The sequence below is a fragment of the Knoellia sinensis KCTC 19936 genome (assembly GCF_000768705.1).
Lineage (GTDB): Bacteria > Actinomycetota > Actinomycetes > Actinomycetales > Dermatophilaceae > Knoellia > Knoellia sinensis.
Genome location: NZ_AVPJ01000001.1, coordinates 172,312 through 198,446, shown reverse-complemented (window position 1 = coordinate 198,446; position 26,135 = coordinate 172,312). Strand labels below are relative to the sequence as shown.

At 69.5% G+C, this 26,135-nt stretch carries 22 protein-coding genes; 15 read left to right on the top strand and 7 right to left on the bottom strand.

Translation table 11 applies throughout. From position 1 onward, the window contains the following. Positions 1 to 143: 143 nt before the first annotated feature. The 4 genes from N802_RS00945 to N802_RS00930 all read left to right on the top strand — a co-directional run bounded on the left by N802_RS00945 (position 144) and on the right by N802_RS00930 (position 6,505). Positions 144 to 947: a hypothetical protein gene (locus tag N802_RS00945; protein WP_035910909.1), complete on the top strand. Its 804-nt coding sequence runs from the start codon at positions 144 to 146 to the stop codon at positions 945 to 947. Further along, positions 947 to 2,809: a fumarate reductase/succinate dehydrogenase flavoprotein subunit gene (locus tag N802_RS00940; protein ID WP_245613783.1), complete on the top strand. Its 1,863-nt coding sequence runs from the start codon at positions 947 to 949 to the stop codon at positions 2,807 to 2,809. Before N802_RS00945 ends, N802_RS00940 begins: the two co-directional genes overlap by 1 nt. A 4-nt stretch (positions 2,810 to 2,813) precedes the next feature. Then, entirely contained in the window at positions 2,814 to 3,602 is a 789-nt protein-coding gene (locus N802_RS00935; protein ID WP_035910907.1) for a succinate dehydrogenase/fumarate reductase iron-sulfur subunit, read from the top strand. A gap of 140 nt (positions 3,603 to 3,742) precedes the next feature. Continuing rightward, positions 3,743 to 6,505 (top strand): FtsK/SpoIIIE family DNA translocase, encoded by a 2,763-nt coding sequence (locus tag N802_RS00930; RefSeq protein ID WP_084071743.1) that lies wholly within the window; start codon positions 3,743 to 3,745, stop codon positions 6,503 to 6,505. On the opposite strand, the gene N802_RS00925 is transcribed toward N802_RS00930, so the two are convergent. Next, a complete protein-coding gene (locus N802_RS00925) occupies positions 6,489 to 7,589 on the bottom strand; it encodes a MauE/DoxX family redox-associated membrane protein (protein WP_035910904.1) in 1,101 nt (366 codons plus the stop codon). The genes N802_RS00930 and N802_RS00925 overlap by 17 nt on opposite strands. Positions 7,590 to 7,642: 53 nt before the next feature. Between N802_RS00925 and N802_RS00920 the strand changes: the two genes are divergently transcribed. After that, positions 7,643 to 8,350: an ion channel gene (locus tag N802_RS00920; protein ID WP_052109338.1), complete on the top strand. Its 708-nt coding sequence runs from the start codon at positions 7,643 to 7,645 to the stop codon at positions 8,348 to 8,350. Positions 8,351 to 8,354: 4 nt separating this feature from the next. Here N802_RS00920 and N802_RS00915 read toward each other — a convergent pair whose 3' ends face one another. Further along, the gene (locus N802_RS00915) at positions 8,355 to 9,539 is read right to left on the bottom strand and encodes a dipeptidase (RefSeq protein ID WP_035910901.1); all 1,185 of its coding nucleotides are present in this window, start codon (positions 9,537 to 9,539) and stop codon (positions 8,355 to 8,357) included. A gap of 85 nt (positions 9,540 to 9,624) precedes the next feature. Here N802_RS00915 and rimO point away from each other — a divergent pair, with 85 nt between their 5' ends. The 5 genes from rimO to N802_RS00890 all read left to right on the top strand — a co-directional run bounded on the left by rimO (position 9,625) and on the right by N802_RS00890 (position 13,185). Next, positions 9,625 to 11,034 (top strand): 30S ribosomal protein S12 methylthiotransferase RimO, encoded by a 1,410-nt coding sequence (gene rimO / locus N802_RS00910; RefSeq protein WP_035910898.1) that lies wholly within the window; start codon positions 9,625 to 9,627, stop codon positions 11,032 to 11,034. Then, positions 11,031 to 11,684: a CDP-diacylglycerol--glycerol-3-phosphate 3-phosphatidyltransferase gene (gene pgsA, locus N802_RS00905; RefSeq protein WP_035910895.1), complete on the top strand. Its 654-nt coding sequence runs from the start codon at positions 11,031 to 11,033 to the stop codon at positions 11,682 to 11,684. Before rimO ends, pgsA begins: the two co-directional genes overlap by 4 nt. Beyond that, complete coding sequence (locus N802_RS00900; RefSeq protein ID WP_052109264.1) at positions 11,681 to 12,184, top strand: CinA family protein; 504 nt, start codon at positions 11,681 to 11,683, stop codon at positions 12,182 to 12,184. Before pgsA ends, N802_RS00900 begins: the two co-directional genes overlap by 4 nt. Before the next feature lie 120 nt (positions 12,185 to 12,304). Further along, positions 12,305 to 12,607 carry a helix-turn-helix domain-containing protein gene (locus N802_RS00895; protein WP_035910890.1) on the top strand — a complete coding sequence of 101 codons (303 nt, stop codon included), beginning with the start codon at positions 12,305 to 12,307 and terminating at the stop codon, positions 12,605 to 12,607. 11 nt (positions 12,608 to 12,618) lie between these two features. Beyond that, positions 12,619 to 13,185, top strand: a complete 567-nt coding sequence (locus N802_RS00890; RefSeq protein WP_245613782.1) for a GrpB family protein — start codon at positions 12,619 to 12,621, stop codon at positions 13,183 to 13,185. Positions 13,186 to 13,189: 4 nt separating this feature from the next. On the opposite strand, the gene N802_RS00885 is transcribed toward N802_RS00890, so the two are convergent. From N802_RS00885 to N802_RS00870, 4 genes are read right to left on the bottom strand one after another with little or no spacing between them, the layout of a single operon-like run. Continuing rightward, entirely contained in the window at positions 13,190 to 14,056 is an 867-nt protein-coding gene (locus N802_RS00885) for an Fpg/Nei family DNA glycosylase (protein WP_035910885.1), read from the bottom strand. A gap of 6 nt (positions 14,057 to 14,062) precedes the next feature. After that, positions 14,063 to 18,802 carry an ATP-dependent helicase gene (locus N802_RS00880; RefSeq protein ID WP_035910882.1) on the bottom strand — a complete coding sequence of 1,580 codons (4,740 nt, stop codon included), beginning with the start codon at positions 18,800 to 18,802 and terminating at the stop codon, positions 14,063 to 14,065. Positions 18,803 to 18,843: 41 nt separating this feature from the next. Then, a complete protein-coding gene (locus tag N802_RS00875) occupies positions 18,844 to 20,070 on the bottom strand; it encodes an MFS transporter (RefSeq protein WP_052109263.1) in 1,227 nt (408 codons plus the stop codon). 41 nt (positions 20,071 to 20,111) lie between these two features. Then, positions 20,112 to 20,699: a winged helix-turn-helix domain-containing protein gene (locus tag N802_RS00870; protein WP_052109262.1), complete on the bottom strand. Its 588-nt coding sequence runs from the start codon at positions 20,697 to 20,699 to the stop codon at positions 20,112 to 20,114. A gap of 119 nt (positions 20,700 to 20,818) precedes the next feature. Here N802_RS00870 and N802_RS00865 point away from each other — a divergent pair, with 119 nt between their 5' ends. Together N802_RS00865 and N802_RS00860 are read left to right on the top strand one after the other, a co-directional pair. Next, a complete protein-coding gene (locus N802_RS00865) occupies positions 20,819 to 21,043 on the top strand; it encodes a DUF3046 domain-containing protein (protein WP_035910875.1) in 225 nt (74 codons plus the stop codon). 3 nt (positions 21,044 to 21,046) lie between these two features. Next, on the top strand, positions 21,047 to 22,054 hold the full coding sequence (locus N802_RS00860; RefSeq protein ID WP_035910872.1) for an NAD(P)H-dependent flavin oxidoreductase: 1,008 nt from the start codon (positions 21,047 to 21,049) through the stop codon (positions 22,052 to 22,054). A gap of 27 nt (positions 22,055 to 22,081) precedes the next feature. Here the strand turns inward: N802_RS00860 and N802_RS00855 are convergent, their stop codons facing one another. Then, positions 22,082 to 22,984 (bottom strand): ribonuclease HI family protein, encoded by a 903-nt coding sequence (locus N802_RS00855; RefSeq protein ID WP_035911703.1) that lies wholly within the window; start codon positions 22,982 to 22,984, stop codon positions 22,082 to 22,084. Positions 22,985 to 23,313: 329 nt separating this feature from the next. Between N802_RS00855 and recA the strand changes: the two genes are divergently transcribed. From recA to N802_RS00840, 3 genes are all read left to right on the top strand, one after another. Further along, positions 23,314 to 24,369 (top strand): recombinase RecA, encoded by a 1,056-nt coding sequence (recA, locus tag N802_RS00850; RefSeq protein WP_035910869.1) that lies wholly within the window; start codon positions 23,314 to 23,316, stop codon positions 24,367 to 24,369. 17 nt (positions 24,370 to 24,386) lie between these two features. Beyond that, complete coding sequence (locus N802_RS00845; protein ID WP_084071742.1) at positions 24,387 to 24,986, top strand: regulatory protein RecX; 600 nt, start codon at positions 24,387 to 24,389, stop codon at positions 24,984 to 24,986. 98 nt (positions 24,987 to 25,084) lie between these two features. Then, positions 25,085 to 26,023, top strand: a complete 939-nt coding sequence (locus tag N802_RS00840; protein WP_052109261.1) for a homocysteine S-methyltransferase family protein — start codon at positions 25,085 to 25,087, stop codon at positions 26,021 to 26,023. The last annotated feature ends 112 nt before the right edge of the window (positions 26,024 to 26,135 follow it).

Below are 26,135 nucleotides of genomic sequence, written 5' to 3'. Positions count from 1 at the left end.
TGCCCTTCTGGGACAGCGTCATTCGCGCCCAGCGCGTCTTCCGCCGTCCCAGAGGGGCAAGGAGTCGGTTTCACGACGTGGTGCGCGTGGCCCCTCCTTTGCGCCGATTTTCTGCCAAGGTGAACCCACACGACCATGGAGGTGTGTCGGTGGCGACCGAGGAGCGGACCGGAGTACGTGGAGCGACGCGGGCCGAGATCGAGGCCCGCACCCTGCGCGAGGACCGGTGGTGGCTCTCGCCGCTCGTGACCTTCGTGGTGTTCGGGGCCTTCGTCATCTACGCGACGGTCCGCGCGTTCATGGGGCGCGACTACTACGCCTCGCCCTACCTCTCGCCGTTCTATTCGCCGTGTCTCGGCGATTGCGTCGAGGGTGCGTCGGACTTCGGCCAGCCCTTCAAGGCATGGCCGCTGAGTGCGGCCCTGATCATCCTGATCTTCCCGCTGGGCTTCCGGATGACCTGCTACTACTACCGCAAGGCCTACTACCGGGCGTTCTGGCTTTCGCCACCCGCGTGTGCGGTGGCCGAGCCGCACTCCGCCTACTCCGGTGAGACGCGCTTCCCGCTGATCCTGCAGAACCTGCACCGGTGGTTCTGGTACGCGGCGCTGGTGATCGCCTGCGTCCTGACCTTCGACGTCGTCCTGGCGTTCCGCAACGCCGAGCACGAGTGGGGCCACATGGGCCTGGGCACCGTGCTGATGCTGGTCAACGTCGTCTACATCTGGCTCTACACGCTGTCGTGCCACTCCTGCCGCCATGCGGTCGGCGGTCGGCTGCGCCACTTCTCCAAGCACCCGGTGCGCTACCGGCTCTGGACGTGGGTGTCCGGACTGAACGCGAACCACGCGCGCTACGCGTGGATCTCGCTGTTCTCCGTGGCGCTCGTGGACCTCTACATCTGGTTGCTCGCGATGGGCGTGATCGAGGACGTGAGGTTCTTCTGATGGCCCGACACCCCATGACCGGCAACGAGATGTCCTCCGAAGCCGAGAGCAGGTTGGAGCGACACCACTACGACGTCGTGATCGTCGGGGCGGGCGGCGCCGGCCTGCGCGCCGCCATCGCCGCGCACGAGGCCGGTGCCCACACCGCGATCGTCTGCAAGTCGCTGCTGGGCAAGGCCCACACGGTCATGGCGGAGGGCGGCATCGCCGCAGCGATGGGCAACAGATGGCCAGAGGACAACTGGGAGGTCCATTTCCGCGACACGATGCGCGGCGGAAAGATGCTCAACAACTGGCGGATGGCGCAGCTCCACGCCCAAGAGGCGCCTGAGCGAGTCCAGGAGCTGGAGGACTGGGGCGCACTGTTCGACCGGACCGAGGACGGCCTGATCAGCCAGCGTGACTTCGGTGGCCACAAGTACGCCCGGCTCGCCCACGTCGGCGACCGCACCGGTCTCGAGATGATCCGCACCCTGCAGCAGCGCGCTGTGGCGTTGGGTATCGACGTCTTCATGGAGTGCACGATCACCGATCTCCTCAAGGCGGCCGGCACCGATGAGGAGGGGCCGATCGCGGGTGCCTTCGGATACTGGCGCGAGACCGGCCGGTTCGTGGTCTTCGAGGCGCCGAGCGTCATCTTGGCGACCGGCGGCATCGGCAAGGCCTACAAGGTGACGTCCAACTCGTGGGAGTACACCGGCGACGGACACGCGCTCGCCCTGCGCGCCGGCGCCTCGCTGATCAACATGGAGTTCGTGCAGTTCCACCCGACCGGAATGGTCTGGCCGCCGTCCGTGAAGGGGCTCCTGGTCACCGAGTCCGTGCGCGGCGACGGCGGCATCCTCAAGAACTCCGAGGGCAAGCGGTTCATGTTCGACTACATCCCGGAGTTCTTCAAGGCCGAGACCGCTGACTCCGAGGAGGAGGCGGACCGGTGGTACGACGACAAGAAGAACAACCGGCGACCTCCCGAACTGCTGCCCCGTGACGAGGTCGCGCGGGCGATCAACTCCGAGATCAAGGCGGGCCGCGGAACCCCGCACGGCGGCATCTACCTCGACATCGCCTCTCGGCGTGACGCCGACTTCATCCGCAAGCGGCTGCCCTCGATGTATCACCAGTTCAAGGAGCTGGCCGACGTCGACATCACTGCCGAGCCGATGGAGATCGGTCCGACCTGCCACTACGTGATGGGTGGTGTCGAGGTCGACCCCGACACCGAGGCCACGTCCATCACCGGCCTGTACGCCGTGGGCGAGTGCTCCGGCGGCATGCACGGGTCGAACCGCTTGGGCGGCAACAGCCTCTCCGACCTTCTGGTGTTCGGCAGCCGCGCCGGCGCCGCCGCCGCGGCCTACGTCTCGGGCCTCGACGTCCTGCCCAAGGCCGACGAGCATGCCGTTCAGGCCGGCGAGCGCCGCGCAGTCGCGGCATTCACGGGAAGCGGCGAAGGCGGCGAGAATCCCTACACCATCCAGCACGACCTGCAGCAGGCGATGAACGACCTCGTCGGCATCATTCGGACGTCGTCCGAGCTGGAAGAGTCCCTGAGTTCGATCGAGGCGCTCAAGGAGCGGGCGAAGGCGATGGCCGTCGAGGGGCACCGGCAGTACAACCCGGGCTGGCACCTCGCCCTGGACCTGCGCAACATGTTGCTGGTCTCCGAGTGCATCGCCAAGGCCGCCCTCGAGCGGCAGGAGTCACGCGGCGGGCACACGCGTGACGACTTCCCCGGGCCCGACCCGGAGTGGGGAGCGAAGAACCTCGTGCTCCGGCTCAATGCCGCCGGCACGGGGGTCGACCTCACCCACCAACCGCTGCCGGTGATGCCCGACGACCTCAAGTCCTACTTCGAGGAGTGACCGCATGGGCTACGACCTGAAGATGCGCATCTGGCGCGGCGACCAGTCCGGGGGAGACCTGCAGGACTACACCGTGGAGGTGTCCGAGGGGGAGGTCGTGCTCGATGCGATCCACCGCCTCCAGGCCACCCAATCCGGCGACCTCGCCGTCCGGTGGAACTGCAAGGCCGGCAAGTGTGGCTCGTGCAGTGCCGAGATCAACGGCAGACCGCGACTGCTGTGCATGACCCGGCTCTCGGACTTCGACCAGACCGAGACGATCACGGTCACGCCGATGCGGGCCTTCCCGGTGATCCGTGACCTCGTCACCGACGTCTCCTTCAACTACGAGAAGGCGCGCGAGCTGCCGTCGTTCCAGCCGCAGCCGCGGGACGCCGACGGCAAGCGGCGGATGATGCAGGTCGATGTGGAGCGCGGCCAGGAGTTCCGCAAGTGCATCGAGTGCTTCCTGTGCCAGGACACCTGCCACGTGGTGCGCGACCACGAGGACAACAAGCCGGCCTTCGCAGGGCCACGCTTCTTCCTGCGCTACGCCGAGCTGGACATGCATCCGCTCGACACCCACGATCGGCGGGCCCTGGCGCAGGACGCGGCCGGTCTCGGCATGTGCAACATCACCAAGTGCTGCACCGAGGTGTGTCCGGAGGGCATTCGGATCACGGACAACGCGATCATCCCGATGAAGGAGCGGGTCGTCGACCGCAAGTTCGACCCGTTGGTCTGGCTGGGCAGCAAGATCGGAGTCCGCAACAGGGACAACGACGGTCGAACCGACCCCCGAGACCCCGACTGACCCCCCGACTTATTGCCCCGCACTGCACGGAGTTAGGGCCTTCGGCCACACATCCGTGCAGTGCGGGGCAATAAGTCGGGTACCCCGTGTTGTGCGTGTGACGCGTGAGTCTGGGGTGACTTTGGCCTAGGGTGCGGAGCATGGCGTCTCGCTCGACCACCACCACGCGCTCACGCACGGGCACGTCCCGGCCGGCGAACCGCCGCGCGCCAGCACGCCCCACCAACCGCAAGAAGGCGCCCGCGAAGGGCGGCAGCCCCATGCCCATCTCCGCCGTTCGCGGCGCCTGGATGGGGCTGGCCCACGTCACCGGAGGCACGGTCCGCAAGGTGTCGAACGCTGGCCACGACCTCGAGCCCGAGCATCGCCGCGACGGGGCCGGCTTCCTCCTCATCGTTCTCTCGGTTGTCGTCGCCGCCCGTGAGTGGTGGGGATTCACGGGTGCTGTGGGTGAGGTGACCCACGCGGTCGTCGCCGGAACCTTCGGACGTCTCGCCTACGCCGTCCCGATCGTCCTGCTTCTGTTCGGGATCCACCTGTGCCGCACTCCGCGCGAGCACCCCGCGACGAACCGCATGGCCATCGGCACTGTTCTGCTCGCCTTCGCAGCGTGCGGGATCGCCCACGTCTCCGCTGGCATTCCGGAGCCGCCGGCCGGTGCCAACGGCATGCGCGCTGCCGGCGGCATCATCGGCTTCCTCGCCTCGAGCCCGCTCGAGGCCGCCGTGTCGATCTACGGCACGATCCCGCTGCTCATCCTCCTGGGCCTCTTCGGCTTCCTCGTGCTCACGGGCACGCCGGTCCACGAGATCCCTGAGCGCTTCGACCATGTCAAGGCAGCGATCCTGGGCCACCCGGCATACGGCGAGGACGACGCGGACGAGCCGACGGCCCGCAAGCCGCGGCGCAAGCGGGATCTGTCGGGCGACCCGATGGACGGGGACGAGGCCTTCGAGCAGGCCGCGATCGTCGACTACGAGGACGCAGGGCGCGCCAAGAAGGGCCGTCGCCCCGCACCCACACCCACACCGACTCCCGCACCGGTCGAAGAGGGCGGGCCCCGCCCGGGGGAGAAGCGCCCCACCGCCCCCGGCGTGCTCGCTCCGGCCGCGAAGGCAGCCGAGCCGGTCAAGCTCGAGGCGCCGCCGACCACACCGTTGCCGCAGCGGGTCGAGCAACTCTCGCTTGCTGGAGACGTCACCTACACCCTTCCCGACAACTCCGCCCTCAAGCAGGGTGCTCCGCACAAGGAGCGTTCGGAGGCCAACGACCGTGTCGTCGAGGCCCTCACCACCGTCCTCGACGAGTTCGGGATCGACGCCCAGGTCACCGGCTTCACCCGCGGTCCGACCGTCACCCGCTATGTCGTCGAACTCGGCCCGGGCATCAAGGTCGAGCGCGTCACCGCGCTGTCCAAGAACATTGCGTATGCCGTTGCGTCCGCCGACGTGCGCATCCTCAGTCCCATTCCGGGCAAGTCCGCGATCGGTATCGAGATCCCGAACCCGGACAAGGAGATGGTCTGCCTCGGTGACGTCCTGCGCAGCCGGGCGGCACGCGACAACCACCACCCGATGGTCATGGGTGTCGGCAAGGACGTCGAGGGCGGCTATGTCATCGCCAACCTTGCGAAGATGCCGCACCTCCTCGTCGCGGGTGCCACCGGCTCGGGCAAGTCGAGCTTCGTGAACTCCATGATCACGTCCGTCCTGATGCGGTCGACGCCCGACGAGGTCCGCATGGTTCTCGTCGACCCCAAGAGGGTCGAGCTCACGGCATACGAGGGCATTCCGCACCTCATCACCCCGATCATCACCAACCCCAAGAAGGCCGCGGAGGCCCTCCAGTGGGTCGTGCGCGAGATGGACGCGCGCTACGACGACCTCGCTGCCTACGGCTACAAGCACGTCGACGACTTCAACAAGGCCGTGAAGTCCGGGAAGGTCCAGCCGCTGCCCGGTTCGGAGCGGGTCATCCAGCCCTATCCCTACCTCCTCGTCGTCGTCGACGAGTTGGCCGACCTCATGATGGTGGCCCCGCGTGACGTCGAGGAGTCGATCGTCCGCATTACCCAGCTCGCTCGGGCGGCCGGCATTCACCTCGTTCTCGCGACGCAGCGCCCGTCGGTCGACGTCGTCACGGGCCTCATCAAGGCCAACGTGCCGAGCCGCATGGCGTTCGCGACGTCCTCACTCGCCGACAGCCGCGTCGTCCTCGACCAACCCGGCGCCGAGAAGCTCCTGGGGCAGGGCGATGGTCTGTTCCTGCCCATGGGTGCGAGCAAGCCGATGCGCGTCCAGGGCGCGTGGGTCACCGAGTCCGAGATCCAGGAGATTGTCGGCCACGTCACCGGCCAGCTCAAGCCGACCTACCGCGAGGACGTCACCGTCGCGGCCGCCAAGAAGCAGATCGACGACGACATCGGCGACGACCTCGACCTGCTGTTGCAGGCGACCGAGCTGGTCGTGACCACTCAGTTCGGGTCGACGTCGATGCTGCAGCGCAAGCTGCGCGTCGGCTTCGCCAAGGCCGGGCGCCTCATGGACCTGCTCGAGTCACGGGGCGTCGTGGGCCCGTCCGAGGGATCCAAGGCGCGCGACGTGCTCGTCCGGCCCGACGACCTGCCGACGACCTTGGCGCTCATGCGTGGCGAGGACGTCCCCGACGCCGAGACGGCCTTCGACAACGAGGCGGTCGATCACGAGGCCGTTGAGGACGACGGCGCGCCCGCCCAGCCGGAGCCGGCCGCAGGGCCGTCATCGGTCCCGACGCAGCAGGTGCCGACCGATCGCTACGGCCCTGACGCGGTCGCGGACGACCTGGCGCGACGTCCCCAAGCGGAGCCGTGGGACGACGACGAGGACGACAGCGAGGACGCCTGGGAGCTCACCGGTCGCCGGTGAGCTGATCCTCCGACACCCTGACCTCTTCGGGGAGGACCTCGGTGGCGGGGTCCTCCCGCAGGGCCTCGGCGATCTCCTCGACGAAGGCCGCCACGTCGTCGGCCCCCTCCACCGGACCGCCCGCGAGGTAGCCGTCGGCCCCCAGGAGGACGGCGCTCGGTGAGAGGCTGGTCAGCCCCATCCCGCGCCAGGTCACACCGGCGTGATCGAGGAGCGTGCCGGGCGGAACGGTGTCGACGAAGGTCCCGACGATCGGCACGGAGAAGACCAGGTGCACGTCGATCATGGGCATCGCCCTCTGCCACTCCCGCACGTTCTCGACCGCGGTCGTCGTCGAGGCGCAGTAGCAGTTGACGAAGACGAGCAGTTGCGCCCGCTTCGCCGAGAGTTCGTGGAGCGTGATCGGGCCGGAGTCCGGCTCGACTCCCGGACGGGTCAGCAGCAGGTCGGGCGTGGAGGTGCGGATGTAGTCGTCCTCGTCAACGTCGTCCTCGTGGGCGGCACCAGCCGCTGCGGGTGTGGCCACTGGAGCGTGGCCGGCCACGGCCACGGTCTCGGGGGAGCGGCCGCGGCCGACGACCAGCGCCGTCAGGGCCGAAGCCGCCACGGCCAGAGCCAGCCACAGCCAGTCCGAACGGCCGGCCTCTCGAAGGAGCGACCACACGCTGCCACCGGACGCGGCCAACGCGACGGCAGCAGCTGCGGCGGCGACGAGGAGGGTGTTGCGCGCGAGGGTGCGCCCAGTGATCCGCTGGTCGCCGACTTCCCCGAAGCAGCCACACTCGGGCCGGGGGGAGATCGTCAGGCCGCGGGCGATGAGGAGCCAATAGGCGATCACGAGGACGAGGGTTCCGACGGCTGCGGCGCCGAAGACCGGCTGCCACGGCGTCAGCAGGCCGAGCGCCAGGGCGAACTCGATGTAGGGAATGGAGCGCGCGAGCGGTGCCGGGAGGAGCCACGCCGGCAGGTTCAGGTTGGCGATGATCGAGCGCAGCGAACCCCCCTTGCCCACTTTCGTGGCGCCGCTGAAGGCGAGGACGGCGGCGAGGGCCACGGGGGCAACGACCCAGGCGACGTGATGCATGCGGTCATCCTAGGTCGGGTCCCGAATCCCCGGTCGGACTTAGAGTGGCGCGCATGGAGACAAAGCTCTGGGATGACCTGCGCGAACCGCCCACCCGCGGTCAGCGGTGGGCCGCAGTTCTGCGCAAGCAGCCGTCGGCAATCCTGCTCGCCGTCCAACTTCTCGTCATCGTCCTGCTGCCGTGGCTCCAGTTCCTCAAGTACGGGCGAGTGGCACTCACGGTCCTCAGCCTGTGCGCGCTCATCGTCGCCGTCTACACGGTCCGCAGCACTCCGGCACTCACCCGGCTGTCGATCGGCATCGGCCTGCCAGCGGGGGTTCTCGAGGTCTGGTCCACGATCTCGGACGACAACATCCTCATCGTGGCGCTCGCCCACGCTGCGTTGTCGATCTTCTACTTCTACACGGCCTACGGCTTGGTCTCGTACATGTTCGAAGACGCCTGGGTGACCAAGGACGAGCTCTTCGCGGTGGGCGCGGCCTTCACCGTCCTGCTGTTCGCCTTCGCCTACCTCTTCCTCGCAGTCCAGGAACTGTGGCCCGGGTCGTTCGTGGGCCACGGCGAGGGGAACAAGCGGACGTTCCTGGAGTTGCTCTACCTCTCCGGCGCAAACCTCACGAGTGTTGGACTCTCCGACGTCTTGCCCGTGGGTCCGCAGGCTCGGGCCGTCGCCATCATCGAGCAACTCGCTGGCGTCATGTATGTCGCGATGGTCATCTCCCGACTCGTCGCGCTCACGGTCATGCGCAACAGGGGCTGAGCGGTCACTCGCCGTCGAGATCCTCGATCCGTGCGGTGCTCGGCCGGCGCGTGGCGATCAGGTCACGGCTGACTGCCTCGACGCCGTCCAGGACGCGCAGGGTATTGCTCCATGTGAGCTTGCCGAGGTCCGCGTCGGACCAGCCGCCTTCCGCGAGTGCCTCGAGCAGGCGCGGATAGGTCGAGACGTCCTCCAGGCCCGTCGGGAGCTGGCTCACTCCGTCGTAGTCGCCACCCAGACCGATGTGGTCCACGCCGGCCACCTCGCGGACGTGCTCGAGGTGCGCCACGACGTCGTCGATCGTGGCCTCCGGTTGAGGGTGCACCTGTCGGTGACGCTCGATGAACGGCTCGTATGCCGTGTAGTCGGCCCAGTGGATCCCTTCGGCTGCCGCGGCATCGGCCGCCTCGAGGTCCCACTCGCGCACCGCCTGGGAGACGAACTTGGGGACGAACGTCACCATGCAGAGACCACCGTTGGCCGGCAACTGGGCGAGCACGTCGTCGGGCACGTTGCGAGGGTGGTCGCAGACGGTGCGCGCGGATGAGTGCGAGAACATCACTGGCGCCTCCGTCGTCTCGAGCGCGTGACGCATCGTGTCGGCGGAGACGTGCGAGAGGTCGACTGCCATCCCGATGCGGTTCATCTCGCGCACGACCTCACGGCCGAAGGGGGAGAGGCCGCCCAGGGCCGGCTCGTCGGTGGCGGAGTCGGCCCATGGCACGTTGTCGTTGTGGGTGAGCGTCATGTAGCGCAGGCCGAGCTCATGCAGCATGCGGAGAGCCCCGAGTGAGGAGTCGATGCTGTGTCCGCCCTCGGCACCCATGAGTGACGCGATGCGTCCGTCCGCCTGAGCCGCGCGCACATCGGCCACGGTGAACGCGAGAGCCAGCTCACCGGCATACCGGCTCGTCATGGTGCGCACGAAGTCGACCTGCTCGAGCGTCGCGGTGACGGCGCGTTCACCGGCCCATTTCGCGTCGACGTAGACGGACCAGAACTGCGCCCCGACGCCGCCACGACGCAGTCGCGGGATGTCGGTGTGCGTCGTGGTCAGGGGCGCCGCGACATCAAGGCGATCCAGGTCGTAGTCCACCTGCTCGCGCGCAGCCCACGGGAGGTCGTTGTGCCCGTCCCAGACCGGGTGGGTGTCGAGGAGGGCGGAGATGCGTTGCGGCGTGGACGTCATCACCCCAACGTATCTGCCGGCCCGGCGTCGGGTGCCGACCGGCGCGGATGGGGGAGCATGGCCCGGTCGCAACTAGAGTGGGCGCATGCCTGCACCCGAGACGACCTCACGCTCGGTGGCCGTCGTCACCTTGGGCTGCACCCGCAACGACGTGGATTCCGAGGAACTCGCCGGTCGACTGGCCGCGGGAGGCTGGACCCTCGTCGAGGACGCGGCCGAGGCGGACGTCGCGGTCGTGAACACGTGCGGTTTCGTCGAGCAGGCCAAGAAGGACTCCATCGACAGCCTCCTTGAGGCTTCCTCCCTCAAGGAGACGGGCCGGACCCAGAAGGTCGTTGCCGTCGGGTGCCTCGCCGAGCGCTACGGCCAGTCACTCGCCGACGAGCTCCCGGAGGCGGACGCCGTCCTCGGCTTCGACTCCTACGCGGACATGTCGTCCCACCTCCGCACGATCCTCGACGGCGGCACGGTCGCGAGCCACGTGCCCAGTGATCGCCGCAAACTGCTTCCGCTCTCGCCGGCGACCAGGCAGGACGCTTCCGCCGACATCGCGCTCCCCGGCCACTCGGCGCCGCGCGCCCGCCTCGACACTGGCCCTTGGGCACCTCTGAAGATCGCGAGCGGCTGCGACCGGCGCTGTGCGTTCTGCGCCATCCCCATGTTCCGCGGATCCTTCGTCTCGCGGCGTCCCACGGACGTCGTCGAAGAGGCGCGTTGGCTCGCCACCCAGGGGGTGCGCGAACTCTTCCTCGTCAGCGAGAACTCGACGTCCTATGGCAAGGACCTGGGCGACCTTGCCCTGATGGATGCCCTGCTGCCGGAGCTCGCCGACATCGACGGCATCGACCGAGTCCGCGTCTCCTACCTCCAGCCGGCGGAAGTGCGCCCGGGCCTCCTCGACACGATGGTGGCCATCCCCGAGGTCATGCCGTGGTTCGACCTGTCCTTCCAGCACGCGTCGGCACCGCTCCTGCGGCGGATGCGTCGGTTCGGCGGGACCGAGCCGTTCCTCGGACTCATCGAGGACGTCCGACGCCGCTCGCCGCTCGCTGGGATCCGGAGCAACGTCATCGTCGGCTTCCCGGGGGAGACCGAGGCCGAGGTCGACGAGCTCGCCCACTTCCTCACTGAGGCACGACTCGACGTGGTGGGCGTGTTCGGCTACTCGGACGAGGACGGCACCGAGGGTGAGCTCCTGCCCGACAAGGTCGCCCCGGAGGCGATCGCCGAACGGGTCGCTCGGATCACCGACCTCGTCGAAGAACTGACTGCCCAACGGGCGGAGGATCGGGTCGGCGAGATCGTGAGCGTCCTCATCGAGGAGGTCGAGGACGGGGCCGACGGCGACCTGGCCGTCGTGGGCAGGGCCGAGCACCAGGGTCCTGACGTGGATGGGACGACTCGTGTCAGCGGCGTCACGGCCGCCGTCGGAGAGGTCGTCGTCGCCACGGTCGTGGGGACCGAAGGCATCGACCTCGTGGCGGAGGCGGTATGACGCAGGGGCCGCCGTCGGCGGCCCGCGAGGCGCCCAGTGCGTGGAACATCGCCAACGGCCTCACGGTGCTGCGTCTGCTTCTCGTTCCCGTGTTCGGGTGGCTCCTCCTGTGGGGCGACGGTGACGACGCCGGCTTTCGTTGGTGGGCGTTCGCGGTGTTCGCGGTCGCGATGTTCACCGATCGCATCGACGGCGACATCGCCCGCAGCCGCGGACTGATCACGAACTTCGGCAAGGTCGCCGACCCGATCGCCGACAAGGCCCTCGTGACGATGGCCCTGGTTGGACTGTCGCTGCTGGGTGACATCCCGTGGTGGATCACGATCGTGATCCTCGTGCGCGAGTGGGGCATCACCGTGATGCGCTTCTGGGTCATCCGGCACGGGATCATGGCTGCCGGGCGCGGGGGCAAGCTCAAGACGCTGCTCCAGGCGCTGGCGCTCGGGTTCTTCGTCATTCCCCGCTTCTCGTTGCCGGGCACCGGCGTGCTCGACGCGATCGCCTGGGTGACTCTCGTCGCCGCGCTGGTCGTCACCGTCGTGACGGGGGTCGACTACGCGATCGACGCCTTCCGTCTCCGCCAGACGAGCCCGCGAGCGGACGCCAAGCGGGCGGCACGGGCCGCGCGAGAGGAACACCCGAAGCCGTGACCGATCCTGCGGAGGTCGTGGCATCGCTCATCGCGCGAGGCCTGACGGTCGCCACGGCGGAGTCGCTCACGGGCGGACTCGTCAGCGGTGCGTTGACGTCCGTTGCAGGATCGTCGTCGACCGTTCGCGGGGGCGTCGTGTCCTATGCGACAGAGATCAAAGCGGACCTCCTGGGTGTCGACCCCGACCGGCTCGCCGCCACCGGCCCGGTCGACGGGGAGGTGGCCGCGCAGATGGCCGTGGGAGCCTGCCGCCTGCTGGGTGCCGACGTGGGTCTGGCGACGACCGGGGTCGCCGGACCCGGCCCCTCGGACGGCGTGCCCGCCGGCGTCGTCTTCGTCGCAGCCGCCGGGCCGTGGACCGGAGGCGTGGAGACCCGCCGCCTCACCCTCACCGGCGACCGGGAGTCGATCCGGACCGAGACGGTGCGGGCGGTGCTCGATCTGGCAGCGGAACTGCTCGGCGGGATGGGGTCGAGCGACACGCCCGGCTCCCCGTGAGCGCCACGCCGAACCACCAGCGGGAATAGGTCCTGTCGAGGAACACTTCGACGTGAGTGGACCTTCGCGATGTAGCGTGGAGACCCGAACCACCGAAGACCGACGAAGGGAGGCGCGACCATGATCCTGCTCCGACACGAGTTGGGCGAGGTGCTGCGTGAGCGGCGCCAGCAGCAGGGCCGCACCCTGCGCGACGTGGCCGCCGCCGCCGCTGTTTCCTTGGGCTACCTCAGCGAGATCGAGCGTGGCGTCAAGGAGGCCTCGTCCGAGCTCCTCGGGTCGATCTGTGACGCGTTGGACGTCCCCATGTCCGTGGTTCTTGACGACGTGAGCCGCCGAGTGGCGCACATCGAATCGCTCACGGCCCCGGTGTCCTTGCCTGTCGGTGGTCGCTCGGCTGTCGTGTCCGCCTCCGCTGCCTGACCCGACCCTCTGTGGCTGCGCCCATCGTGGGGGAGCCTCCGGAGCCGTTCTCCGTGCCGGTCGTCATCTGCGACCCCGATCCGCAGTGGGCTGCGCGCTACGCATCGGACGCGGCAGAGATCCGTGCCGCAGTGGGCGCATCGGCCCTCGCCGTCGACCACGTCGGGTCGACCTCGGTCCCCGGTCTGGCGGCCAAGCCGGTCATCGACATCCTGATTCAGGTGCCCGACGCGGCGGACGAGCACGTCTATGTGCCGGCGCTCGAGCCGCTCGGCTACTGGCTCCAGGTTCGCGAGCCCGAGTGGCTGGAGCACCGCGTCCTCTACCAGCGAGTCGCCCGCGGATCGGACCACGACATCAACCTGCACGTGCTGGCGCCCGATGTCGGCGCTGCGGAGATCGCCCGACTGCTCGGCTTCCGTGACTGGCTCCGGACCCACCCCGAAGACCGGGACCGGTATGCCGCGGTGAAGCGCGAGCTCGCCGCGCGCCGTTGGCGGTTCGTCCAGGACTACGCCGACGCCAAGTCCGAGGTCGTCGAGGGCATCCTCCGCCGAGCGGCGAACTCGCCCGAGTAGGTCGTCATCGGCGCCGCTCGGTTGAGCCGCGCCCGCGTGCCGATCCGAGCGGGCGCTGCGGCTCACCGGCGTCGTCAGGCGCCAGCCCACCTTGGCAGGTCGGGCAATAGAACAGGGTGCGTTGTCGCCCAGCCGGACCCGTCGGTGCGACGCGGATCGTGGTGCCACACCGTCGGCACGGCCGCCCCGAGCGTCCGTGCACGAGGAGTTCCTCACCGCGCCGTCGCGACCCGGTGCTCGACTGGACGCCGCCCCGCCGGGCCCGATCCATGAGGTGGTGGATCCGGTCGACGAGCGCGGCGAGTTCCTCCTGGCCGAGGTCCTGTGCGGATGACCACGGTCCCAGTCGCTCGATGAAGAGGGACTCGGACGCCCAGATGGTGCCCACTCCAGCCAGCAGTCGTTGATCGAGCAGCGCAGCACCGATGACCGTTCCTGCGGACGCGATCCGCTGGCACGCCACGTGTGGATCCCATCCCGGCCCCAGGACGTCGGGTCCGAGGTGACCAACGACCTCGAGCTCTCGCGACGTTGGCAGGGCAGCGAGCGCTCCGAGCCTGAGGCCGAGTGCGACCCACTGCTCCGTTCCGACTGCCGCCCGCAGGTCGCCCCGCCGCATCCACGGGGCCGCATCGCCGGGGCGTTCGATCCGCCACTGGCCCTCCATCTTGAGGTGGGAATGGATCGTGATGCCGGAGTCGAGACGGTGGAGCAGGTGCTTGCCGACACTGACCACTTCGGTCGTGACGGAGCCACACACATCAAGGGTGGCGAGATCGGGGAAGCGGAAGTCGCTCACCGCGATCTCGGCACCGACGAGAGCCTGGTGCAGTCGATGCGCAGTCCGCCAGATGGTGTCACCTTCAGGCACGGCCGCTCACCTTCGGAGTCGAAGGCCCCGGGGAGTGGCGTGGAACCCCGCCTGCGCCAGAGCATCGACGAGTGGATGGCCGGAGCCCAGGAGCGCGCCACCATCGGCCTTCTCGACGGTGAGCCGGCCCAGGGCACCTTCACGCACCGCGAGTGCCAAGGCGTCGGCCGCGGCTTGGAGATGCACCGGGTCGTCGGTCCACGAGAGCAGTGTCTTGCCGCCTCGCTCGACGTAGATGACGAGGTCACCGTCGACGAGAATCACCAGCGCGCCGGCCTTGCGTCCGGGCTGGTGTCCGGACCGGGTTGCTCCGGTGGTTTCGTCGCTGCCATCGGGCACGGGTCGGACGGGCCACGGCAGGGCTGCGCCATAGGCGTTGGCCGGGTCGGTCGCAGCCAGGACCAGCGCCCGCTGGCCGGAGGGGTCGCTGGGGGCACCGAGCGTTCGGGCGCCCGCCCTCAGGCGGTCGATGGCACCCGTGGTGGCGAACTGGGCTGCCCCCAGCGACTCCACGAAGTAGCCGCGACGCACGCGCCCCGACTCTTCAGCCGCCGCGAGCACGCGATAAACCGCCGCGAATCCACCAGGCACATCTTCGGCGACCACGCTGCCCCGGGTGAGCACGCCGTAGCGGTCCTGGAGGATCTCCGCCGTCGCCAAGGTTCGCACGGTCGTGTCCGTCTCGACCTCGGGCAGCACGGACCATCGGCCCGCCACGACTGCGGGTGCGGACCGGGTGACGGTGAGAGGACGAGAGGCGCCGCGACGCCCACCCAGGGTGCCCAGCGAACCGGAGCGGCCGGCATACCTTGTCGATCGAGGGCCGGACGTCGCGCGCTTGTGCGCGGTCCGACCACCGGCGAGCAACGCGCGAACAGGCGCGAAGGTGTCGCCTGCGACATGGCCCGACCACACGAGCGCCCACAGGTCGTCGACCACCTCGGCGTCCGTTGCCTCGACGGCGTCGGCGAGGGCGCGGAAGAAGTAGGCGCCACCACGGGAGAGGACCTCGAGAACCGCTTCCGCCCGATCGCCGAGCTCACCGTCCTCGGGTGGGGCCATCGTGAGGTGTGCGGTGTCGGCAAGGTGCAACGAGACCCAGCCGTCGTCGCCGGGCAGCGACCCGTGGCCCCGCCAGACGACTTCGCCGACGCTCATGAGCTCGTCGAGGAGCGCCGGTGTGTAGCCGGCCACTCGCACGGGAAGCACCAAGCTCTCGAGCGCACTGGCGGGCAGCACGGCCCCGGCGAGTTGCTCGACGGCTCGGATGAGGCCTTCCCGCCCACGAAGTCCGCCGCCGACGGACTGCCACTGGGGGAGGAAACGAGCGAGCTCGACCGCGGCGACCGGCTCCACTTCGGCCCTCAGGGCGGCGAGGGATCGCCGCCGCAGCGTGCGCAGGACCTCCGCGTCGCAGTAGTCGAGCCCGTGCGCACCACCGCCGCTCTCGGTGGGCAGTAACTCACCCTCGACGACCCGGCCGGCGGAGACGAGGCGTCGGAGGGCATCGACGGCGACCGCCGGCCCCACGCCCCACCAGTGAGCAACGGCCGACGCGCTGAAGGGGCCGTGGGTGCGGGCGTAGCGCGCGACGAGGTCGCCGAGCGGGTCGGGGACGGACTCGAGGAAGGCCTGAGGAACCCCGACGGGCAGCGAAACCCCGAGTGCGTCGCGCAGTCGGGAGGCATCCTCGATCGCGGCCCACCGCTCTTCACCGGCGATCCGAACCCGAATGATCCGCCGCGCCCCTTCGAGGTCCACGAGCCAGGATCCGATGTCGCGGGCGGTCGACCCGGCGCGGGTGCGGCGGGTGACTTCGGTGAGTGACAGCGGACCCAGGGTGCGAAGCAGATCGGCCACGTCCTCCGCATCGCGACACCGACGATCCTCCGCGAGCCGCTGCAGCTCGGCTTCGGTGCGGGTGACGGCTTCGGGGTCGAGGAGGTCCCGCAGGGACAGGCCCTCACCCCGGCCCAGCAACTCGGCGAGGAGGGTCGGATCGAGGGAGAGCGCTGCAGCCCGCTTCTCCGCCAGTGGCGAGTCGCCTTCGTAGAGGAACTGCGCGACGTAGCCGAACATGAGCGAGCGGGCGAACGGCGAGGGCTGCGCCGACTCGACATCCACGAGGGTCACCTCGCGAGAGGCGATCGACGACATGAGTGCGGTCAGTCCCGGGACGTCGAACACGTCCTGAACGCACTCGCGCACGGTCTCCAGGACGATGGGGAACGAGGCGTACTGACTCGCCACCTCAAGGAGCTGCGCCGCGCGCTGGCGTTGCTGCCAGAGCGGTTGTCGGCGATCCGGCCGGCGGCGGGGGAGGAGCAGTGCTCGCGACGCACACTCGCGGAAGCGTGCTGCGAAGAGCGCGGAGCCACCGATCTCGCCGGTCACGAGGTCGTGCACGTCGTCGGGGTCGAGGCGCACCAGGTCGAGCAGCTCAGTGGCTGCACCGCGACCGCCGAGCTGCTCGTCGTCGAGTTCGAGGTCCGGCAGGCGGAAGACGATGCCGTCGTCCCCGTGCATTGCCTGCACGTCGACGCCGAAGCGCTCGCGCATCCGGGCCGAGACGCAGAGCGCCCACGGTGCGTGGACCTGACCGCCGAACGGGCTGTGAACCGCCACGCGCCAGTCGCCGATCTCGTCGCGGAAGCGCTCGACGACGATCGTGCGGTCGTCGGGAACGTGACCGGTGGCGGCGCGTTGCTCGTCGAGGTAGGCCACGAGGTTGTCGGTGGCCCACGCGTCGAGTCCGGCCGAGGCGACTCTGGAGCGGGCCTGCTCTGGCGTTGCCGCAGCGACTTCACGCACGAAGGCGCCTACGGCCTTGCCGAGCTCCGCGGGGCGGCCCAACTGGTCGCCCTTCCAGAAGGGCAGGCGCCCGGGTACGCCCGGGGCGGGTGTCACCAACACCCGGTCGTGGGTGATGTCCTCGATCCGCCAGGTGGAGGTGCCCAGGGTGAAGACGTCGCCGACGCGCGACTCGTAGACCATCTCCTCGTCGAGTTCGCCGACCCGGCGTCCCGTGCCCTCGCCCGTGGCGAGGAACACGGCATAGAGACCGCGGTCGGGGATCGTCCCGCCGGACGTCACCGCGAGCCGCTGGGCGCCCGGCCGTCCGGACAGCACACCGGTCACCCGGTCCCAGACGATGCGTGGGCGAAGCTCGGCGAACTCGTCGCTGGGGTAGCGCCCGGACAGCATGTCGAGGACGGAGTCGAGGATCGATCGGGGGAGTGAGGCGAAGGGCGCCGCGCGGCGGACGACCTGCTCGAGTTCGTCCACGGTCCAGTCGTCCACCGCGGTCATGGCGACCACTTGTTGCGCGAGCACGTCGACCGGATTCGCGGGAACGCGCAGCGACTCGATGGCGCCCGCGCGCATCCGCTCCACGACGACGGCGGTCTGCACGAGGTCCCCGCGGAACTTCGGGAAGAGGACACCTTGGGACACGGCACCGACCTGGTGCCCTGCCCGCCCGACCCGCTGCAGCCCGGACGCCACCGACGGAGGGGACTCGACCTGCACGACGAGGTCCACCGCGCCCATGTCGATGCCGAGCTCAAGACTGCTCGTGGCGACGACGGCCGGTAGCCGACCGGCCTTGAGGTCCTCCTCGATGAGCTGGCGGTGCTCCTTGCTCACCGACCCGTGGTGGGCGCGCGCGAGGACCGGCGCAGCCCCCATCGAGCTCCCCGATTGCGCCATGACCTGGGCCGGAGTTCGGAGGGACGCGGAAGAGCCCGTATGCCGTCCGCTCACCTCCGTGCCCATGTCACCGTCGGCGTCGGGCGACTCGGCGGCAGCGGCGAGCCGCTCCTCCCAGATCTCGTTGAGTCGGGCCGTGAGCCGCTCGGCCAACCGTCGAGAGTTGGCGAAGACGAGCGTTGAGCGGTGTGCCGCCACGAGATCGACGATGCGCTCCTCGACGTGCGGCCAGATCGACGCCCTGCGCTCGGCTCCCGACGCGGGCCCACTGAGGTCATCCTCGATGACTTCCCCGAGGGACGACATGTCGGCGATGGGGACGACGACGTCGAGCTCCCACTCCTTGGTCGACGGTGGCCTCACGATCTCGACCGGACGCCCACCCGCGAGGTATCTCGCCACCTCGTCGACCGGCTCGACCGTCGCGGACAGGCCGATGCGCTGTGCCGGCCGATCGAGAAGGGCGTCGAGCCGCTCGAGGGACAGTGCGAGGTGCGCACCACGCTTGGTGCCGGCCACGGCATGGACCTCGTCGAGGATGACCGTCTCGACCCCGCGCAGTGCCTCGCGGGCCTGTGACGTGAGGATGAGGAACAACGACTCGGGTGTCGTGATGAGGATGTCGCTCGGGGTCCGCGCAAAGGCGCGGCGCTCGCCCGCCGGGGTGTCGCCGCTGCGCACCGACACGGTGATGTCGCGCTGCTTGAGCCCCAGTCGGGCGGCGGCGTGACCGATGCCGACCAAGGGGCTGCGCAGGTTGCGCTCGACATCGACCGCAAGAGCCTTCATGGGCGAGACGTAGAGGACGCGGCAGCGACGGAGCTTCTCCTCCGGGAGGGGGTCGGTCCCGAGACGGTCGAGCGCCCAGAGGAAGGCCGACAGGGTCTTGCCCGAGCCCGTGGGTGCGACGACCAGTGAGTGATGACCGGAACTGATGGCCTCCCAAGCGCCCGACTGCGCGGCCGTGGGCGCACTGAAGGAGTCCCGGAACCACGTCGCGGTGGCCGGAGAGAAGCGCTCGAGCACGTTTGCCGTCATCAGGGGGCCAGCCTCTCACCCCGCGCCGACAGTGGATAGGGTCAGGTATCAGCGCCCTGCGCAGGTTTCGCAGACGGACGCGCACGGTCCATCTCGTGCCACTCCGGTCGCATCCCCGGCAGCGCGGTCGAGACGAGGTATGCCGCCCCCGCCGCACCCAGCGCTGGCGACACCCCGACCGCGGTGACGGCGGCGCCGCCCACGATCCCGCCGAGGGGCAGGCCCGTCCAGGCGACCGCATCGGCAAGCGATCCGACGCGACCGACGAGGTGGCGCGGGACCCGCTCGAAGAAGATGGCGCTGATCGTGGGGTTGATGAAGCCGGCGCCGAGACCCGCGACGACGTTGCACACGATGATGACCCAGAGGGGAGCGCCGAATGCCAGCGCGAGGTAGCGCGGGGCACCGGCCAGGGTGAAGCCGAGGAGATAGGCCGTGCGGCGGCTGAACTGCCCTGCCGCTGTCGTCGCAGCGGCACTGGAGAGCACCGCCGATCCGCCGTAGAGGAGGCCCAGGAGGCCGATGATCTCGGGACCGTAGCCGTTGGCACTGACCCAGACCGGGAGCATCACCGAGATGTAGGCGGCCTCGAGGAGGTTGGTCCCGGCGATCATGAGGAGGACTGCTCGCAGCAGTCGGTCCTTGCGCAGGAACGAGGCTCCGGCTCGGAGGCGGACGAGGTAGCTGCCCGCTTCCTCGGTGTCGCCCATGGGGGCGCGCGGGACGAAGAGGGCGACCACGAGCGCGCTCACGAGGGACGCGGCGGCGGTCACCGCGACGGTCTGCGCTCCACCGAAGCCCGCGACGAGGAAGCCTCCGACCCCGGCCCCGAGGAGCCCGCTGGCGCGGTCGATCGTGGCGTCGAGTCCGGTGATGCGCTCGACGCTGACGCCCGATGCGTCGGCCACTGCCGGGATCATCGCGTTGCGCGCGCCATCCCCGGGGCCACGGAAGGCGCCGGCGAGGGCGACGAGGGCGAGCAGCAGCGGAACCCTGTCCGGAAGATCGAGCTGACCCACGGCATACAGAATCGGGATCAGGGCCAGGAAGGCGCCACTGATGATGTCGCCCAGAATGCTGATCGTGCGCGGCCCACGCCGGTCGACCAGAGGCCCTCCGAGAGCCTTGGACACGACGTAGGGCGCCATCTCGGCCGTGAGGACGAGACCGGTGAGCGCGGGTGACCTCGTCTGGGTGTAGACGAACCACGGGATGGCGATCGTCGAGACACGGGTGCCCGCGATGGACACGCTCGAGGCCACGAGCATGCCGTAGAGACTGCGCCGACTTTGGCGCACGTGAGACCCGGTCACTCCCCGGACATCCCGGGAGCCAGGAAGACCTCGAGGTTGACGGACACGGGCCGTGCCTCTGGCGGAGCGTCGATCGAACCCTGATGTGAACGATGGCTGCGAATCAAGGTGGTGATCGCGTCCATGAGTTCCGTCGTCTCGTCCGGAGTGAGACGGAGGGTGAAGTTGCTGAAGGTGCCCGCGTCCTCCCACTCGGGTGGCAGCGTCGCAATCTCGGCAATGGCACGCTGCGCGTTCTCGGCGTAGCCGGCGGCCACGGCCGAGAGGTAGGCCGCGGACGTCTCCTGGTCGGCCCCTTGCGTGTCGAAGATCGTCCGTGCGTGCGCGGCCCTCCACCACCGGTCGCGGGCGTTGCCGAGCTCGGTGGCCTCGACGACGAACCCGGCCTCGGCGAGCTGCCGGACGTGATAGCTCGTGGCTCCGGTGTTGACGCCGAGGTGTGCCGCCAGCCTCGATGCAGTGGCGGGCCCGTGAAGGCGAAGAGCACTGAGAATGCGCGGACGCAGGGGGTGCGTCAGGGCCTTGAGAGTCGTCGCATCGAGGACAACCTCCCGGCGCGGATCGTGCTCCAACTCTGGCGGCATGGGTTGACCCTACAAAGGAATGTCTGCGATTGCAGTGCGGGGGAGGCGAACCGGCCCGCGTCGTGGCACGTTCGGTCGGCCACGCGGCCGTCACACGGCCGTGTGCAAGACTCGCGGGCATGCGGATCAGCCACTTCTGGATGCTGATGAACGACGAGTTCGGAGAGACCTACGCGCCCACCCTGGCGCGCGACCACGTCCTCGGTGTGCTCGGCGGACGCACGGTCATGCAGGCGCTCGACGAGGGCGTGCATCCGCGCATCGTCTGGCTTGCCCTGTGCGAGGACATGGACGTTCCGCAGGAGCGGCGCCTCGGTCGGGACGTCACCTCGCGGCACGGCTGACCCGTGACCGTTCTCGACCGACCTCTCGTCCTCGCGCCGATGGCCGGCGGGCCCAGCACCGTGGAACTGGCGGCGGCGGTGACGAACGCGGGCGGTTTCGCCTTCCTCGCCGGCGCCTACCTCGCGCCCGATCGGTTGCGCGACGACATCGTCCTCCTGCGGGCGGCGGTCGGTGGTGCACCGTTCGGGGTCAACCTGTTTGCGCCATCGCTCTACGAGCCGGGGAGCGCGGCCCTCGTCCTCGAATACGCCACCCGCCTCCAGCCGCTGGCGGACAAGGCCGGAGTGCCACTGGCAGAGCCCGTTCATGACGACGACTCGTTCGACGCCAAGATCGAGGTGATCCTCGCGGAGCCACCAGCGGTGGTGTCCTTCGCATTCGCGTGGCCACCCGCCGACGTCGTCGACCGGCTTCGCGCCGCAGGGATCGAGGTCTGGGTCACCCTCAACGATGCGAGCGAGACTGCTTGGGCTGACGAGCTCGGCGTGGACGGAGTGATCGCGCAGGGTTGGGAGGCCGGGGGGCATCGTGGCGGTCCGGTCGACACCGGCCACCACCAGGCGCCGACCCGTCTGCTCCTGCAGAACATCCGACAGCTCACCGACCTGCCCGTCGTCGCCGCCGGGGGAGTGGCTGACTCGGCCCACGTGGTCGCGCTCCTCGGTGCAGGAGCCCATGCGGTGGCCTGCGGGACGGCGTTCCTCGGCACCCCGGAGGCCGGCACGGCCGACATTCATCGACACGAGCTGACGCACCGCGTCGACACCGTCGTGACCCGTGCCTTCACGGGTCGCAGCGCGCGTGCCCTCGTCACGTCATGGACCGAGGTCTTCAGCGAGGTGGCCCCGGCGGCCTACCCGCAGGTGCACCACCTCACGCTGCCGTTGCGCGCTCATGGCAAGGCGACCGGTCAGCCCGACCTCGTGCACCTCTGGGCCGGAACCGGCCATCGGTCCGTGCGGTCCGCCCCGGCTGCCGAGATCGTCGCGGACCTCCTGTCCCGCACCTGAGCCTCGCGGCGGGAAGCCCTCGGAGTCTCAGGCCTCCGGGGTGCCCTGGTGGAAGAGCTGCTGCCAGTGGCCGTTCGCACGCACCCACACCGACGATCGCAGGGTCGGACCCGAGTCGGCCACCGAGCGCCAGGTGAGCAGCATCGTGTCGGGACCGGCCGGCATACAGGCAAGGACGTCGAGCGAGTGCTCCACGCCCAAGGGGCCGATCTCGTCGAGCATCTCGTCGCGCGTCCACAGCCGCCCGGACCGGCCGACCTCGGACCACTGGGGGTGGAGCAGGGCGGCCACGGCGGCGGAGTCGCCACGAACCTCATCGGTGAGCAGGGAGCGCTCCAGGGCGATGACCTGTTCCTCGTCGGTGAGGGAGGGCGCGTCATCGGCGACCTCCGAGAAGAGGTCCGGCTCCGCCGGTTCGGCGGCGGTGGGCACGCTCGGTGAGGGTCGCGTCGGGGGAGCGGTCTCGCGCCCCGCCCACCCGGGCCCAGGATCGGGTGCCATGCCCTTCTGGTATGCCGTGGCGGCGCCGTTGGCGAGCCGGTCCGCCTCCTCGTTGAGCTCGTGTCCCGAGTGGCCCTTGACCCACTCGAATCGCACCCGGCGCCCGGCCATGGCACGGTCGAGCGCCTGCATGATCTCGAGGTTCATGACGGGCTTGCCGTCGCCCTTCTTCCACCCCTTGCGTTTCCACCCGGGCATCCACTGGGTGATCGACTTGATGACGTAGGTGCTGTCGCAATAGATGACGAGGTCGTCGTCGACGTCGGCGGTCTGCTCCAGCAGGTCGAGGACGGCGGTGAGTTCGCCCTGGTTGTTCGTGCCGTGCGGCCACCCGCCCGCGGCCCAGTGGCTGTCGTCGGCGTACCACGCCCATCCCGCGGGCCCGGGGTTGCCGAGGGCCGAACCGTCCGCTGCCGCAATGATCGTCACGGCGCAGGAGTCTGCCATTCGCCCTGGGTGGTGCCGTGAGCGAGCCGTCGTGGAGGCTCCTGTGTGCTGACAGGAACTGCCGTCCCTGAGGTCATTTCGGAGGGTCGCGCGGCGTGTCGCAATGCACCTCCCGATGTCGAACACGTGTTCGTCTACTGTTGTCCACAGGTCGCCGGACCCGCAGCACTTGTCCACAGCCTCCACGGCAGCTGCAGACGGCTGTCGGTGCGACGACCTAGCGTCTGACCCGAGATCGCGACAGGACCGACCGCGAGCAGAGGTCGCCGGCGGACGCGCACATCGAACGACACAGGAAGAGCAGGTGCGACATGGCTGCAGCAGCCGTCACGAACGACCGCGAGAAGTCCCTGGGAGTGGTCCTCGGACAGATCGAGAAGCAGCACGGCAAGGGTGCGGTCATGCGCCTGGGCGACGACGTGCGTCCACCCATCGAGGTCATCCCCACCGGGTCCATCGCGCTCGATGTCGCCCTCGGGATTGGCGGCCTGCCGCGCGGCCGGGTCGTCGAGGTCTACGGTCCGGAGAGCTCGGGCAAGACGACCGTCGCCCTGCACGCGGTGGCCAACGCCCAGCGCGCCGGCGGCATCGCGGCCTTCATCGACGCGGAGCACGCGCTCGACCCGGAGTACGCAGCGAAGCTCGGCGTCGACACCGACAACCTGCTCGTGTCCCAGCCCGACACCGGTGAGCAGGCGCTCGAGATCGCCGACATGCTCATCCGGTCCGGCGCCCTCGACATCATCGTCATCGACTCCGTCGCCGCCCTCGTGCCTCGCGCCGAGATCGAGGGCGAGATGGGTGACAGCCACGTCGGCCTCCAGGCTCGGCTCATGAGCCAGGCGCTGCGCAAGATCACCGGTGCCCTCAACAACACCGGCACGACGGCGATCTTCATCAACCAGCTCCGCGAGAAGATCGGTGTGATGTTCGGAAGCCCCGAGACCACGACGGGTGGCAAGGCGCTGAAGTTCTATGCCTCCGTGCGCCTCGACGTGCGTCGCATCGAGACGCTCAAGGACGGCACTGACCCGGTCGGCAACCGCACCCGCGTCAAGGTCGTCAAGAACAAGGTCTCCCCGCCGTTCAAGCAGGCCGAGTTCGACATCCTCTATGGCCAGGGCATCTCCCGCGAGGGCGGTCTCATCGACATGGGCGTGGAGCACGGCTTCGTCCGCAAGGCCGGCGCTTGGTACACCTATGAGGGCGACCAGCTCGGCCAGGGCAAGGAGAACGCCCGCAACTTCCTCAAGGACAACCCCGACCTCGCCGACGAGATCGAGAAGAAGGTCAAGGAGAAGCTCGGCGTCGGGCCTCGGGTGGATCAGCCGGCCGATGCCGTGCCCGAGGTCCCGGTCGACTTCTGAGTCAAGGACCACGTCGTATGCCGTTCGCGGACGTTGCGTCCCCGCCGCCCGAGTGGGCGGCGGGGACGCGGCGTGAGACCCCACCCTCGGTCCCTCAGCCGCCTCAGCCCGACCCAGCGACGGTGGGAGTCGAGCCGGACGCCCACGACGTCGCTCGGCAGATCGTTCTGCGGCAATTGACGAACTCCCCCAAGTCCCGCGCCCAACTCGAACAGGCCCTCGCCAAGCGTGGCTGCGCCCCCGACGTCGCGGCCGGCGTGTTGGACCGCATGGAAGAGGTCGGCCTCGTCGACGACGCGGCCTACGCCGGCATGCTCGTCCGTTCGCAGCAGGCGGGCCGTGGGCTGGCGCGTCGAGCGCTCGCTCAGAACCTGCGCCAGAAGGGTGTCAGCGACGAGGTGGCCGAGTCGGTGCTCGACGACGTCGACCCGGCTGGCGAGGAGGAGCGTGCCCGCGACCTCGTCGAGAAGCGTCTGCGGCGACTGCACGGGCTTGATCGGACGGTGCAGATGCGACGGCTCGCAGGGCTCCTCGCACGCAAGGGCTATCCCTCGGAGGTGTCCATGCGGGTCATCCGCGAGGCCCTCGATGCCACCCCAGAGCACCAGCGCGACTGACCACGCTGAGGTCTGGCAGCGCGACAGCGGGCCGGGGCACGCTGGAGGCGTCCCGGGGCGGGTTGTGTGGGCGTGTGTCGCGAGAGGAGTTGGCGACGATGAGCGATGTGCGGGCGCAGCAGCGACCCGAGGGTGCAAGCGACGCCGGGCCAAGGTGGGTCACCGACGGCGGTCTCGAGACCGACCTGATCTTCCACCACGGGGTCGACCTGCCCGGCTTCGCCGCATATCCGCTGCTGGACAGCGTCGATGGACGAGCCCTCCTGACGGACTACTACGCCGGATACGCGCGGGTCTCGGAGTTGGCCGGCGCCAACCTCCTCCTCGAGACGCCCACGTGGCGCGCCAACCCGGACTGGGTCGTGTCACTGGGCGGCAGTCCGGCCGACGTGCGACGGATCAACCTCGACAGCATTGTCTACCTCGCCGGGGTCGCGGAGATGCTCGCCCCGTCGGGGCGCGTTCTGGTGTCCGGAAGTATCGGTCCTCGCGGGGACGGCTATCTCGCCTCGGAGCGGGGCACCGCCGAGGAGTTCGCCGACTACCACTCGAGCCAGATCGGGGCCTTCGCCGAGGGTGGGGCAGATCGCGTCACGGCCTATACCTTGACGACGGTGGCGGAAGCGGTGGGCGTGGTGTTGGCCGCCCGGGCCCAGGGCGTCGACGTCGGTGTGTCATTCACGGTCGAGACCGACGGGACGCTGCCGGATGGCACCCCGCTCGGAGTCGCGGTGGACGCATTGTGGGGTCAGGCCGCACCGGATGGGTTCCTCGTCAACTGCGCGCATCCCCACCACATTGCCGAAGCATTGAGTGACGACTCCTGGACGACTCGCGTCACCGGGCTCAGGGTCAATGCCTCCCGGCAGTCCCACGCCGAACTCGATGCGGCCGAGGTGCTCGATGAGGGAGACCTCCCCGATCTCGTCTCCGAACATGAGCGTCTTGCGCGGCAGCTCCCGAACCTTGACGTCGTGGGCGGTTGCTGCGGGACCGATGCACGCCACGTCGCGGCCTTGTGGGGTCTCGCGACCTGACCTGGCTGGGGCCGCTACCCATCACGGTTCGCCCGGCGACCCGTGACTGTCCGGACAGGCGGAAGGGCGTGGACCACGTGGTCCACGCCCTTCGGGGTGCTGCTGGCAGGTG